Source organism: Kineococcus aurantiacus (assembly GCF_013409345.1).
GTDB classification, from domain to species: Bacteria; Actinomycetota; Actinomycetes; order Actinomycetales; family Kineococcaceae; genus Kineococcus; species Kineococcus aurantiacus.
In genome coordinates this window covers 25387-38387 of the sequence record NZ_JACCBB010000001.1, presented here as the reverse complement: position 1 = coordinate 38387, position 13001 = coordinate 25387, and the positions used below count along the sequence as shown (strand labels likewise).

Here is a 13001-nt window from a genome sequence, read left to right as displayed (position 1 = left end):
CCCGAGGACCGTGGGCCGGGAGCCGGAGGCCGGCCTCGTGGTGGGGGTCCTGGACGTGACCCGGGTCCTGCCCCTCGAGGGGCGCTGCACCCAACGAGTCGTCTTGCGGGGAATCGCCGGAGGTACTCGTCGGTGCAGCGCTGCTCAGCGCGGACGGTCACCTCCCGCTCGCCGGCGGTCGGGCGCGACAGACACGACGGAAGAACGCTCGTGGTGGTGCGGTTACCCTGGCGGGAACCGCAACGGTCGCGCCCGTCCCCGGGCGCCCGCCGCACGCGCTGGAGTGGAGGACGGATGGTTTCGACGGCACCGGTCGGCGGCTGGGTCGCCTCAGCGCGGTACGGCGATTCGATCGCGCCGGGAGGGCTGGCCTTCGTCGAGGACCTGCTCAACACCGCCTCAGCCGGACGTCCCCGCCTGCCCGACCTGCTGGCCGACCGCGACGACGCCCAGCAGTGGCTCGACGGGGCACTGCGAGCGCTGCGGACCGTCGGCGACGACTCGCTCGGCGACGGCGTGACGTTGTCGGCGCGCGACGTCCGCGACCTGCGGCTCCTGCGCGACGACCTCCGGGCGGGTCTGTTCTCCGGTGGCCGGGGCCCGGACGACGACGGTGACGCGGGCCAGGAGAGCGTCGCCCGCGGAGTGGCCGGTCTCGTCCTGGACCAGCGAGGTCGCGTGCAGGTGCGGGCGCAGGGACAGGGGGCGGACCTGATCCGCTCGTACGTCCTCCTGCAGCTGGCCGTCGCCGAAGTCCAAGGGCAACGCGGCCGGCTGAAGGTCTGCGCGAACGAGGCGTGCCAGTCGGCCTTCTTCGACCTGTCCAAGAACAGCAGCAGGATCTGGCACGACGTCAAGACGTGCGGCAACGCCGCCAACCTGCGGGCCTACCGCCGGCGGCTCAAGGAGGGGGCGTCCGCCGGCGTGGCGCGGTGAGGGCCGCCGGGTGCAGCCGCCCGGCGGCACCGTCGTGCCGCGGCAGTCGCGCGGTGAGCCCGGCCCCACCGGCGGCTCGCACGAGACGGGCTCGACCACCGGAACAACGGTTGCCGAACTTCTCGTAAGAGCCCAACCTCGATCACTCGAGTTCGACGATCCACCGAGCATCGAGGGACGGATTCCCTGGGAGGTCGCTCAGTGACTGGCTGCACCGTTCCCGGGGGCGCCGTCCTGCGGGCGCCGCTGCGGGTGGCGGGGACGGCACCGTGAACCCGCAGTGGGCGGCCACCTCGAGGTACCTCGACAGCAGCGCGCCGGACGGGTTGGGTTTCGTGTAGGACTTCCTCAACACCGCGTCAGCCGGACGCCCGCTCCAGGAGGACCTGCTCGCCGGCCAGTCCGGCGCACAACGGTGGCTGGACCGGGCCCTGGCCGTCCTGGCGGAACACGGTGCTGCGACGGGCGCCCGGCGCACCGTCCTGTCCGAGCGCGACGTGCGCGACCTGCGGCTGCTGCGTGACGACCTGCGTGAGGGCCTGCGTGCGCGCGGCCCGGCGGTGCCGCGACCGGGAGGCGGGGACGGTTCCCGCAGCGGTGCAGGGGTGGAGGTCCTGGCCCGCGCCGGTGCGACCATCGCGCTGTCCGGCGGGGGGTCGGTGAGCCTGGAACCGCAGGGCAGTGGTGCCGAGCTCGTCCGCTCCTGCCTGCTGGTGCAACTGCTCCTCGCCGCGGCGGGTGGCACCGCCCGGCGTCTGAAGGTCTGCGCGGACGACGGTTGCCCCACCGCGTTCTTCGACCGGTCCAGGAACTGCAGCCGCATCTGGCACGACGTGACGTCGTGCGGGAACGTGGCCAACGTGCGCGCTCACCAGAAGCGCGCCCGGTCCACCACCTCTCGTGCCCAGCCGCGGCCGGGTTCGTCCGCCGACGGGATCCAGGGCGGTCACTGACCGGTGGACGTCGTGCGGTGCGCTGCGCGTCCACGGGCACACCCTCGCGCGGAACTCGACGGCGGGACCGGGAACGTGCAGGCGGGGCGGGGTGCAGCCTCCCGGCGCAACCCGCCCCGCCGCGTTCCACGCCGGCGCCCCGCATCAGAGTTCCAGGGCGACCTTGCCCAGGTGCGCCCCGGTGCCCTGGTAGGAGAAGGCCTCGGCGATCCGGGCCAACGGGAACGCCCGGTCGATCACCGGGTGGATGCGCTGGGTCTCCAGGAACCGCACCAGCTTCTGCTGCGTGCTGCGGCTGCCGACGACGATCCCCTGCAGGCGTGCCTGCTTCATCATCAGGGCGTCGGTGGGAACGAGACCCTCCACGCCGGTGAGGACGCCGACCAGGGAGATCCGGCCGCCGACGGCCACCGCCGTGATCGACTGCGGCAACGTTCCCGGCCCACCGACCTCGACCACCCGTTCGGCTCCGCGACCACCGGTCAGTTCCAGCACCCGCTGACCCCAGTGCGGGGTGTCGCGGTAGTTGATGACGTGGTCCGCTCCCAGGTCCAGCGCCCGCTGCAGCTTCTGCCAGGAGGACGAGGTGACGACGACGGCGGCTCCTGCCGCCTTCGCCAGCTGGAGGGCGAAGGTGGACACCCCTCCGGTGCCGAGGACCACCACCACCTCACCGGGGGCCAGACCCTCCAGGGCGGTGGCCGCGGTGACGCCGGCGACGGTGATGGCGGCGGCTTCGGTGTGCGAGAGGTGCCCGGGAGCGCGCGTGAAGGTGCCGGCGGGGGCCACCACCACTTCGCGCGCGTAGCCGTCCCGGCCGATGCCCGCAGCGCTGCCCAGGCTGTCGATGACGGGCGGGCCGGCCTGCCACTGCGGGAAGAAGACGGCCACGACGTGGTCGCCGACCGCCAGGTCGTGCACGTCGGCGCCCACGGCCTCGACCACACCGGCGCCGTCGGCCATGGGCACGTGGCGGTCCGGAGCGTGCAGCACCCCCGTGACGATGCCGCGGTCGTGGAAGTTCACCGTGCTGGCGCGGATGCGCACCCGCACCTCACCGGGCCCGGGTGTTCCGGGATCGGGCAGGTCGGTGACCACGAGGCGGTCCAGCCCGCCGGGGGCGTGGAGGACGGCACCCTTCACGCGACGCTCCTCGCCGGCGCGGACGGTCCTCACCGGCGCCGCGCCGGTGTCCTCGGCGGTGCTCACGAGTCGGCCTCGGCGCCGAAGGTGAGCAGGACCTTGCCCTGCCGTCCGGCGTGACCGTCACGGCGGGCGTGCTCGACGGCTGCGTCGATCTGCGCGATCGGGTAGGTCGCAGCGACCGGGGCGGACAGGACCCCCTCGTCGGTGAGCCGGGCGATGCGCTGGTAGCGGGCGGCGACCTGGGCGGCGGGCGTGGACTCGCGCCAGTTGTTCAGCCAGAAACCCCGCACGGTGATGTCCCCGAAGGTGAGGTGCTGCGGGGGGATGGCCACCGGCGCACCGTTGACGGCTCCGTAGCTGATCACCGTGGCGCCGTGCTGCAGGAAGGGGGCGGTCCGGGAGACGACGTCACCCCCGAGGGGGGTCAGCAGCAGGGGGATGCGTTCCCCGCCCAGCGTCTGCTCCAGCGTGTCGGTGAAGTCGTCGTCGCTGACGATCGCGACGTCCCCACCCAGGGCCAGCACCTCCTGAGCGGCCTCTCGACGCCGGACGATGTTCACCGTGCGCAGTCCCGCCCGCCTGGCCAGGGCGATGAGGTAGGTCCCGACCGCGGAGTTGGCCGCGGTCTGGGCGACCCAGTCGCCGGCCTCGAGGCCGGCGTGGTCGAGCAGCAGGTCCGCGGTGATGGGGTTGATGCCGAGCATGGCCTGCTGCAGGACGTCACCCTCGCCGTCGATGGTGACCACGTCGTCGGCGTCCACCAGCGTCTGCTCGCGCCAGGTGCCGTGGCGCAAGGTGGGGACGACGAGGACGCGCTCGCCGATGCGGGCCGGGTCGACCCCTGCCCCCACCGCGCTGATGCGACCCACGCCTTCGGCTCCCGCTGCCGCCGGCAGCGGTGGGTGCACCGCGTAGTGACCCTCGATGAGCATGAGGTCGGAGGGGTTGACGGGGGCGGCTTCCACGTCGACGACGACCTGACCGGCCTGCGGGGTGGGGGTTTCGACCTCGACGAGTTCGAGGACGTCAGCGGGGTCGCCGAAGGACGAGATCTGCACAGCCTGCACGGCTGCCTCCTGGACGTAGTGGTGGGATCTGGCGGTGCGCCGGCGGGGTGCCCAGCGTCTCGACGGCCGCGTTCACCGCAGCATGTAAGAGCCGTTCAGTTATAGCACCCAGCAAGCGGATCCGCGTCGACGGTCGCGTCCGCAGAGCGGTGCTCGGGGTCGGTCGACCAGCCCTCCGCTAATCCCTCTGCCGCGACAGTCAAGAGGTTGTCAGGGCGTGAAGCGCCGAGGAGGTCGTACGGGTTTGCTCCCGGCGAACCGATCCATCTGAGTAAGAGGTGAAATAGCTTGACTTGATGCGACGCGGTGGATGACGATGCCGGCGGCGCTGCTCCTCGTGTCGCGCCGTCCACGATCCGTTCCAGGAGGACGACGTGATCGTCATCACCGCTGCCCGTCGTCCGCGCGCCGCTGAGGACCTCGGTGTCGAAGTGCGCTACGCCGACTGCGACGCCCCGGCCTCGCTGGTCCCCGCCTTCGCCGGTGCCCGCGCGGTCCTGCTCGTCTCCGGCACCGAGCCCGGCCGGCGCGTCGAGCAGCACGGGGCGGCCGTCGAGGCCGCGGCGCGCGCCGGTGTCGAGCACCTCGTGCACACCGGCGCCCCACGCGTCGACAGCACGGCCCTGGTGTTCGCGCCCGAACACCCGGCCACGGAGCGGCTGATCGCGGGCAGCGGCATCCCGTTCACCACCCTGCGCAACAACTGGTACCTCGAGAACCACGCACCCACGATCGTGTCGGCGGCGAGCACCGGGCACTTCGTCGGGAACGCCGCCGGCGGCGCGGTGGCCAGCGCGGCCCGCGACGACTGCGCCGAGGCGGCCGCTGTCGTCCTGTCCGGCGCCGGGCACGCGAACCGCGTCCACGAGCTGGCCGGGGACAGTCCCTGGACCTGCCAGCAGCTGGCCGGGACCGTCTCGGCGCAGCTGGGTCGTCCGGTGACGTACGAGGACATCGGCTACGAGGAGCACCGCGCCCAGCTGGAGGTCCACGGCGTGCCACCGGCGGGCATCGACGCGATCGCCGGCGTCGAGCGGAACATCGCCGAAGGCGCCCTGGAACTGTCCGACGTGTCCCTGCGCACGCTCCTCGGCCGGGCGACCACCCCGTTGGCCGACACCGTGCGCGACGTCCTGACCCGTCAGCCCGTCGCCCGGCCCTGAACGGTCGCCCGGCCCCGAACACCTGCGGCCGGGGATCGCCACCCCCGCATCGCCGGTCCCTCCCTGAACCCGGGGTGGGACGCCGGCCGCCCGGTACCACCAGCGGCCGTCCACCGAGTGAGAAGAGAGATCGTGAACCTCGAAGAAGCCTTCCGCCTGACCATCGACATCGTCCCGCCGGTCGAGATCGGCGACACCCCGCTGGGCCGGCGATCCCTGATCGGTGCCTCCGGGGGGACCATCGTCGGTGAGCGCCTCAACGGCACCCTCAACCCCGGCGGTGGTGACTGGATGCTGTCCACGGCCGACGGCTACTCCCGCCCCGACGTCCGCCACACCCTGACCACCCACGACGGCGCGGTCGTCTACTTCCACGGCGGGGGTCTCATCGAGATGAACGAGGCCACCCTGGCCGCGATCGGGGGACAGCGCCCCAGCGACTTCGGCGACGCCTACATCCGCCTCAGCCTGACGCTGGAGAGCGGCGACAGCCGTTACGCCTGGGTCAACGAGTCCCTGTTCGTCGCCGAGGGCCGCCTCCTCGCCGGTCCCAGGATCGAGTACGTCGTCCACCGCCTCGCCTGAGGCGCTCGGCCCTGCGCGCCCGGCTGCTGCGGCGGTCACCGCCCACCTCCCCGGGTCCGGTGCCTCGCCGCGCACCTGCGGCCGGGAGCCGGCGCGCTAGGGCCGTGCTCCCAGACCGGGGCCGGCGACGGTCCGCAACTCCTCCGGATCGACGTCGTGCCCGGCGTCGCACCGCAGCCGGGCGTGCACGCTCGCGCCGCAGCCCTCGTGCTCGGCGGTGAGGGTGGCGTTCTCGCGGCCGACCACCCAGGCGTCCCCCCAGTCCCGCAGGGCCGTGAGGACCGGCACGAGGGCCTGCCCCTTGGGGGTCAGGACGTACTCCGCCCGGGTGCGCGAGCCGGGCTCGCGGTAGGAGCGCCGTCGCAGCAGTCCCGCGGCGACCAGGTCCTTCAGGCGGGCGGCCGCGACCGGCTCGCTCACCGCGGCCCGGCGGGCGAAGTCGTCGAAGCGGGTTGTGCCGAGCGCGGCCTCCCGCAGCAGCAGGAGCGTTGAGCGGTTGCCGACGACGTCCAAGGTGGCCGCGATGGAGCAGGTGGCGTCCAGCCAGCTGTCCCGGTCGTCGATCAGTTCGCCCATGCCCTGAGCATACCCACCTGACTTGTTTTCGGTTGAGCCAGCAGTTACCGTCGACCTGCTGACTTAATTAAACACAAGCCAGAAGGGGACCGCCATGGAACTCGAGGGAGCGACCGCGCTCGTCACCGGAGCCAACCGCGGGCTGGGGCGCCGCCTGAGCGAGGAACTGCTCGCCCGCGGCGCCCGGGTCTACGCCGCCGCGCGTGACCCGCGCAGCATCGACCTGCCCGGCGTGACGCCGTTGGCCCTGGACATCACCGACCCGGCCGCCGTGGCCGCGGCCGTGCAGTCCGCGCCCGACGTTACCGTCCTGGTCAACAACGCCGGATCGGCGACCGGGGCGAGCGCGCTCACCGGTGACCTGGCCGACGTGCGCCTGGAGATGGAGACGCACTACTTCGGCACCCTGTCCATGATCCGCGCCTTCGCGCCCCGCATCGAGGCCAACGGCGGGGGCACCGTCCTGAACATCCTGTCCGCGCTGTCGTGGCTGAGCTACCCCGGCGTCGGTGCCTACTCCGCGGCCAAGTCCGCGTCCTGGTCGCTGACCAACGCCGTGCGCCAGGAACTCGCACCGCGGGGCGTGCACGTCGCCGGGCTCCACGTGGGCTACATGGACACCGACATGGCCGCCGGCGTCGACGGCCCCAAGGTGGACCCCCGTGAGGTGGCCCGCGCCGCCGTGGACGGCATCGCCGCGGACGCGTGGGAGATCCTCGCCGACACCGTGAGCCGTCAGGTGCAGCAGGGCCTCTCGGGCGGCGTCCCCGCGCTCTACCCCGACCTGGCCCGCTGACGACCCCTCCGGCGCCGAGCGGCCCCGGGCGCGCCGCCCGGGGCCGCTCGCGGTGCCGCTGCCCGCCGCCGACGCGCACCGCGCAGGCGACCCGCCTGCGCGGCCGACCCACCCGATCAGGAGCAACCGTGGGCGTTCCCGCCGATCCCCACCCCCGTTTCGCCGACTACGCCCACCCCGAACGCCTGGTGAGCACGCAGTGGCTGGACGACCACCTGGACGACCCCGGCCTCGTCGTCGTGGAATCGGACGAGGACGTCCTGCTCTACGACACGGGCCACATCCCGGGGGCCGTGAAGATCGACTGGCACACCGACCTGAACCACCCGACGCGGCGCGACTACATCGGCCCCGAGGCGTTCGCACGGCTCATGGGGCGCTCGGGGATCGGCCGGGAGACGACCGTCGTGCTGTACGGGGACAGGAGCAACTGGTGGGCGGCCTACACCCTGTGGGTGCTCGGCCTCTACGGGCACCCGGACGCCAGGTTGCTCGACGGGGGGCGTGACCGCTGGATCGCCGAAGGCCGCCGGACGAGCCTGGCCCCCGGCGAGCGGACGCCGCTGCCCTACCCCGTCACCCCCCGCGACGACCGCAGCACCCGCGCCTTCAGGCACGACGTCCTCGACCACGCGGGACGCCCGCTCATCGACATCCGCTCACCGCGCGAGTACCGCGGCGAGGTCACCAGCATCCCCGACCACCCCGAGGAGGGCGTGCTGCGCGGCGGGCACATCCCCGGCGCCCGCAACGTCCCCTGGGCGCGCGCGACCACCGAGCTGGGCACCTACCGCTCACGGGCCGACCTGGAGGCCCTCTACTTCCAGGAGGTCGGGCTGCGTCCCGACGACGAGGTCATCACCTACTGCCGGATCGGGGAACGCTCCAGCCACACGTGGTTCGCGCTCACCCACCTGCTGGGGATGCCCGGTGTCCGCAACTACGACGGTTCCTGGACGGAGTGGGGCAACGCCGTGGGCGTGCCGATCGCTGTGGGTGCGGAGGCGGGTTCCTGGGACACCGACGAGGAGGAGCCGTCGGCGCAGCCGGGGGGCTGAGCGGCGACCGGTCCGGACCGGGTCCGAGTTTCCGGACCCGGCCCGGAGCGTCCCCCCGCGCCGCAGGCGGTGCTACGCCGCGCGCAGGTCGGCGAGCAGGGCGACGAGGTCGTCGACGTCGCCGGGCCGGGTGCGCCACGACGAGACCGACAGGCGCATCGCCGGCTGACCGCGCCACACGGTCGAACCGAACCAGGTCCTGCCCGACGCCTGGGCCGCGGCGACGATGCGCGCGGTCTCCTGAGGGGTGTCGGCCCGGGCGATGACCTGGTTGAGCACGACGCGGTTGAGGACGGTGTAACCCGACGCGCGGAGCCCGTCGGCCAGGCGGGTGGCCATGGCGCTGGTGCTCTCGACGAGCTCGGCCACGCCGTCACGGCCCAGCGAGCGCAACGCGGCCCAGACCACGACCCCGCGCGCCCGGCGGGAGAACTCCAGGGTGAGGTTCTTCTGGGAGTCCGCCGAGGTGGTGGAGTAGGCGGCGTCGGAGTTCATGGTCGCGGCCAGCGCGTCCCGGTCGCGGACGACGACCATGGCCGAGTCGTAGGGGGTGTTGAGCCACTTGTGCCCGTCGACCGTCCAGCTGTCGGCCTCCTCGACCCCGGCGGTGAGCTCGTGCAACGCCGAAGCGCGCGCCCACAGGCCGAAGGCCCCGTCGACGTGGACCCAGGCCCCGGCAGCCTTGGCGGCGGGGATGACGTCCCTGAACGGATCGGACTCGCCGGTGTTGACCTCGCCCGCCTGCAGCAGCAACAGGGTCGTGGCGTCCACCTCGGGCAGCCGGGCCGCGTCCACGCGGCCGTGCTCGTCGACGGGAGCGAGGACCAGGTCGTCCTGGCCGAAACCCAGGACCCGCAGCGCCTTGAGCACCACGACGTGCGCGAGTTCGGTGACGACGACCCTGATCCGCGGCGCACCGGCCAAACCGCGCCGGTCGAGGTCCCAACCCAGCCGGGACAGCAGGGAACGACGTGCCGTGGCCAAGGCGATGAGGGTGCCGGCGGTGGCGCTGGTCGTGAAACCCACCGCGCTGTGCCGGGGCAGGTCGAGGATCTCCAGCAGCCACTGGGCGGCCACCCGCTCCACCGCGGCGGTGGCCGGCGAGGTGATGTGACCCAACGCCCCGTTGTCCCAGGCCAGCACGAGCCGGTCGGCGGCTGCCGCCGCCGGGAGACTGGCCCCGACGACGAAGCCGAAGTACCGCGCGCCGTTGCTCTCGACGGTGGCTGGGGTTCCGTGCTCGTCCAGCAGGCGCAACGTCGAGTGCGGGTCGTGCCCGCGTTGCGGCAGGGGTTCGTCGAAGGCGCTCAGCCCGGCCAGGGACTCCGCGGTGGGGAAGACCGGACGCTTCCCGATCCCCGCGGTGTAGGCGCGGGCTCGGAGGTCGGCTTCCAGGAGCAGGTTCACTTCGTCCTGCGGATCGGTCATGTCGCTTCGTCGCTGTTCTCTCGGGGGCGGAGACGCCCTGTCGGTCCTGCGGTTCGGTCCTGCGGTGGGTCTCGCGGTGGGGCCTGCGCGCCGGCTGTGCGTGGGAGCGGCCGCGGCCCGGCGTCCTGTCCACGACCGTCGAGCTGGGGCACCCGCAGCGGGCAGGGACGCCGGTGCGTTCACCTGCCCCGCCCTGTGAGATTACGTACGTCATCTATTTGTGGCAAGGGTGTGTCGTCGAGCGAGTGGACCACCTCAGGCCGGGTGGGTCGACCCGATGCGCCGCAGCGCTTCACGTGCTGCGCGCAGCAACTGCTCGGACAGCGCGGAACCGGCGGTGGCCCGCGCCAGGGCCAGGGCCCCCACCATCGTGCTGAGGGTGACCAGGGCCTCGTCGTCCACCTCGTCGTCCACCTCGTCGTCCACCTCGGCGCCGGCGTCGATCGACGACCCGGTCGGTGGCTCGTCCTGCCCGGGGGAGGGGGAGTCGCTCACGTCCTGACCCACCCCGAGCCAGGACGCCAGGCCGACCACTCCGTGCAGGTAGTGGTCCCGGGCGGGGCTGTCGGCGGGTTCCCGGGTGATGTCGGCGCTGAACCCCGCGGCCGGACAGCCGCCGGCGAGGTCGTCGCGGTGTCCGCTCGAGAGGTAGTGGTCGAGCAGGGCCCGTCGGGCGGCGTCGTGGTCGCCGCCGTGCCGGGTGTCCAGCTGCTGCAAGCCGTGCTGGAGGTCGAGGAAGGCCTGCGCGGTCGCCTCGGCGAGCAGGGCGTCCTTGGACGTGAACTGCTTGTAGAAACCTCCGTGGGTGAGCCCCACCTGCGCCATCAGGTCGGCCACGCTGACCGACGGACCGCGTTCGCGGAACAGGTGCGAGGCGGCGGACACGACCTGCTGACGGTGCTCCGCCGCCTCAGCACGACTGGCACGACCCACGGCACGACCTCCTGGTGGAGCTTGGATGACGTGCGTCATCTTAGGCGTCCGCGGGGGTGGTCGTCCCGGCTTTCCTGACGACGGGCCGGCGCCGGCCCGGGGCCGTCTGCCGTGCGTGGTCACCGCGGACGCGGTCCGGCTCACGCGACGTCCAGTCGGGCCTGCCCGGTGGACGCGGAGGTGCCCCCGTCGACGGGCAGGATCACCCCGTTGACGTAGCGCGCGGCGTCAGAGGCCAGGAAGAGGAACACGGGGGAGATGTCGTCCACCTCGGCCAGGCGGCCCAGGGCGACACGGTCCTCGAACTGCTTGAGCAGTGCGGGGTTGCCGGTGACCGGAGCGAGGGGTTCGGTGTTCGTCGCCGAGGGCGCGACGGCGTTCACGCGCACGCCCCGCGCGCCCCAGTCCAGCGCGAGGGCCTGGACGAACAGCGACACCGCGCCCTTGGAGGCGTTGTAGACGGCCGATCCCCAGTCGCCGCGGATCCCTGAGACGCTCGAGGTGGCGATGAAGCTCCCCCGCGACGTCGCCAGGTGGGGCAGTGCGGCCTGGGCCAGGTGGAAGAAGCCGTCGATGTTCGTCTGCCGCAGCCCCTCCCAGTCCTCGCCGCTGATCTCGGTGATGTCACCGGGGACGTACGCCGCGGCGTTGCTGACGACGACGTCCAGGTGCCCGTGCTCGTCGATCACGGCGCTGACCAGGTCCGACGTCTGCTGCGCGTCACCGATGTCGGAGGCGATCGCCTGCACCGAGCCGTCGATGCCGGCCGCGGCCGCTTCGAGCCGGGCTGCGCTCCGCCCGCTGATCACCACTCGTGCCCCGGCGGCGGCGAAGTCCTTGGCCACCTGCAGGCCGATGCCGCTCCCGCCGCCGGTGACGAGGACGACCTCGTCCGTGAAGTCGTAGGTGACCGATCCGCCGTGCGCCATGGGTGTCCTCCGGTGCTCTCAGGTGCCCGTCCCTCGGGTCGCCTAGGCAAAGCGCCTAAGGCTCTGTCGTATTCCCCGTGCCGCTCCCGGTCCAGAACTCCCCGGTCAAGCCGACCTCGGCGAAGTACGCACCGGCCTCCTGCGGGTCGCGACGCGTGTACGACGGGGCCAGACGCCCGTCGTACCAGTGGGAGGCCAAGCGCCACAGCGTTGCGAGGGAGAACGTGCTGCCCATCGGCAGGCGGTGCCGCTGCAGCCAGGTGCTCACGCAGTCGGTGGAGCAGAAGACGCGCTGGTTCCTGCACGCCTCGACGACGTCGTCCCACACCGATCTCATGGGGACGAGGAAGTGCGCGACCTGATCACCGGCCGGCGGACCGTCCGGCCCGACGTTCCAGGCGTGAGTGGTGCCGCACGCGGGGCAGGTGGTCGCCACGAGCATCGGCCCCCGCTGCAACAGGTGGGGGATGGCGAAGGCGTCCCAGGCGCACCCGCCCCACCACAACGTCTCCTCGCTCATGACGGAGAAGGCGAAGTTGCGGCCCGCGAACGGGTGCGCCAGGACCGTCGCGCCGTCGCGTCGCACCACGTGCCGCTGTTGTTCGAGGATCGTCAGTGCGGCGTCGAGGTCGCCCGGCGCGACGCCGGCCCGGGCTGCCAGCTCGTCGGGGGGCAGTTCGGTGCCCGTGTCCGCGAAACCGCGGTAGAGGGCCCACCGCACGCGGTCGACGTCGGCGTCGGTGAGGGTCACGTCGTCTCCTCCAGGATCGTGGGTGCGCGGTGCGCCCGGTCGGCCGGAGTCGCGGAGCCGGTGCCCCGTGCACGGCACCCTACGCCGGCGTCCCCGGCGACCGGCTGCGCGCCGGAACTGTCGGTGGCGTCGTCCACGTCGTGCCGTGGCCCGGACCCCGATCACCACGGGGAACCGGAAACCGTCTCCACGAACCTCGCCGTGCGATCGGAGCCGCAGGTCCTCGACGTGGGCGACGAGCAGTTCCCGGCCGCGGTTCGTCCACGTGGACACCACCGGCGGGCTGTCCGCCGGTCACCGGGTGCGAGTACGGGTGCGTGGGAACGTGGGTGTGGACAGCGGTCGCGATCCGGGAGGAGCATGCGGGTGTTGCCTGCTGAGGAGGCGTGCCGTGAAGTCGCTGAGGTGCCTGCTGGGTCGGCACCGGTGGACGACCGAGTACACCGAGGACCGCAAATCCTTCCGGATCTGCCGTCGCTGCCGGGGTGAGGACTGGTCGACGTCCTCACGGCCGGACGTCACCGGGATGGACAGGACGGACAAGATCACGTACTTGGGGGGCGGCTTGGGGCCCGGTTGAGGACCAGTCAGGTGAGCGGTGGGAACGATCCACGGCCTCCTGCGCAGACCGGTTCTCCACGGAGCGTGCCGTGGTCTTCGTTCCCGGCCCGGTCCCCCCG

The 13001-nt window shown here is 72.8% G+C and carries 13 protein-coding genes; 6 read left to right on the top strand and 7 right to left on the bottom strand.

Annotated elements, in window-relative coordinates; all coding sequences use genetic code 11:
• Positions 1-294: 294 nt before the first annotated feature.
• Together BJ968_RS00195 and BJ968_RS27145 are read left to right on the top strand one after the other, a co-directional pair.
• Positions 295-936, top strand: coding sequence for a CGNR zinc finger domain-containing protein (locus BJ968_RS00195; protein WP_179748179.1), 642 nt, complete (start codon positions 295-297; stop codon positions 934-936).
• A 497-nt stretch (positions 937-1433) separates the two neighbouring features.
• Complete coding sequence (locus BJ968_RS27145; RefSeq protein WP_179748177.1) at positions 1434-1889, top strand: CGNR zinc finger domain-containing protein; 456 nt, start codon at positions 1434-1436, stop codon at positions 1887-1889.
• Between the two features lie 144 nt (positions 1890-2033).
• Here the strand turns inward: BJ968_RS27145 and BJ968_RS00185 are convergent, their stop codons facing one another.
• Positions 2034-3032, bottom strand: a complete 999-nt coding sequence (locus BJ968_RS00185) for a zinc-binding dehydrogenase (protein ID WP_179755898.1) — start codon at positions 3030-3032, stop codon at positions 2034-2036.
• Between the two features lie 62 nt (positions 3033-3094).
• Entirely contained in the window at positions 3095-4102 is a 1008-nt protein-coding gene (locus BJ968_RS26155) for a zinc-binding dehydrogenase (protein WP_179748175.1), read from the bottom strand.
• A gap of 374 nt (positions 4103-4476) precedes the next feature.
• Between BJ968_RS26155 and BJ968_RS00175 the strand changes: the two genes are divergently transcribed.
• Both BJ968_RS00175 and BJ968_RS00170 read left to right on the top strand, forming a co-directional pair.
• Positions 4477-5265 carry an NAD(P)H-binding protein gene (locus BJ968_RS00175; protein ID WP_179748173.1) on the top strand — a complete coding sequence of 263 codons (789 nt, stop codon included), beginning with the start codon at positions 4477-4479 and terminating at the stop codon, positions 5263-5265.
• A gap of 132 nt (positions 5266-5397) precedes the next feature.
• Positions 5398-5850: a DUF3237 family protein gene (locus BJ968_RS00170; protein ID WP_179748170.1), complete on the top strand. Its 453-nt coding sequence runs from the start codon at positions 5398-5400 to the stop codon at positions 5848-5850.
• Positions 5851-5946: 96 nt separating this feature from the next.
• Here the strand turns inward: BJ968_RS00170 and BJ968_RS00165 are convergent, their stop codons facing one another.
• Positions 5947-6426 carry a winged helix-turn-helix transcriptional regulator gene (locus BJ968_RS00165; protein ID WP_179748168.1) on the bottom strand — a complete coding sequence of 160 codons (480 nt, stop codon included), beginning with the start codon at positions 6424-6426 and terminating at the stop codon, positions 5947-5949.
• Between the two features lie 94 nt (positions 6427-6520).
• Between BJ968_RS00165 and BJ968_RS00160 the strand changes: the two genes are divergently transcribed.
• Positions 6521-7222, top strand: coding sequence for an SDR family oxidoreductase (locus BJ968_RS00160; protein WP_179748165.1), 702 nt, complete (start codon positions 6521-6523; stop codon positions 7220-7222).
• Between the two features lie 128 nt (positions 7223-7350).
• On the top strand, positions 7351-8280 hold the full coding sequence (locus BJ968_RS00155) for a rhodanese-like domain-containing protein (protein WP_179748164.1): 930 nt from the start codon (positions 7351-7353) through the stop codon (positions 8278-8280).
• Between the two features lie 72 nt (positions 8281-8352).
• On the opposite strand, the gene BJ968_RS00150 is transcribed toward BJ968_RS00155, so the two are convergent.
• The 4 genes from BJ968_RS00150 to merB all read right to left on the bottom strand — a co-directional run bounded on the left by BJ968_RS00150 (position 8353) and on the right by merB (position 12321).
• Positions 8353-9708, bottom strand: coding sequence for a pyridoxal phosphate-dependent decarboxylase family protein (locus BJ968_RS00150; RefSeq protein ID WP_179748162.1), 1356 nt, complete (start codon positions 9706-9708; stop codon positions 8353-8355).
• Positions 9709-9963: 255 nt separating this feature from the next.
• Positions 9964-10593: a TetR family transcriptional regulator gene (locus tag BJ968_RS00145; protein ID WP_218884640.1), complete on the bottom strand. Its 630-nt coding sequence runs from the start codon at positions 10591-10593 to the stop codon at positions 9964-9966.
• A gap of 188 nt (positions 10594-10781) precedes the next feature.
• Positions 10782-11570 carry a meso-2,3-butanediol dehydrogenase gene (budC, locus tag BJ968_RS00140; protein WP_179748158.1) on the bottom strand — a complete coding sequence of 263 codons (789 nt, stop codon included), beginning with the start codon at positions 11568-11570 and terminating at the stop codon, positions 10782-10784.
• 55 nt (positions 11571-11625) lie between these two features.
• Entirely contained in the window at positions 11626-12321 is a 696-nt protein-coding gene (gene merB / locus BJ968_RS00135; protein WP_179748156.1) for an organomercurial lyase, read from the bottom strand.
• Positions 12322-13001 lie beyond the last annotated feature (680 nt).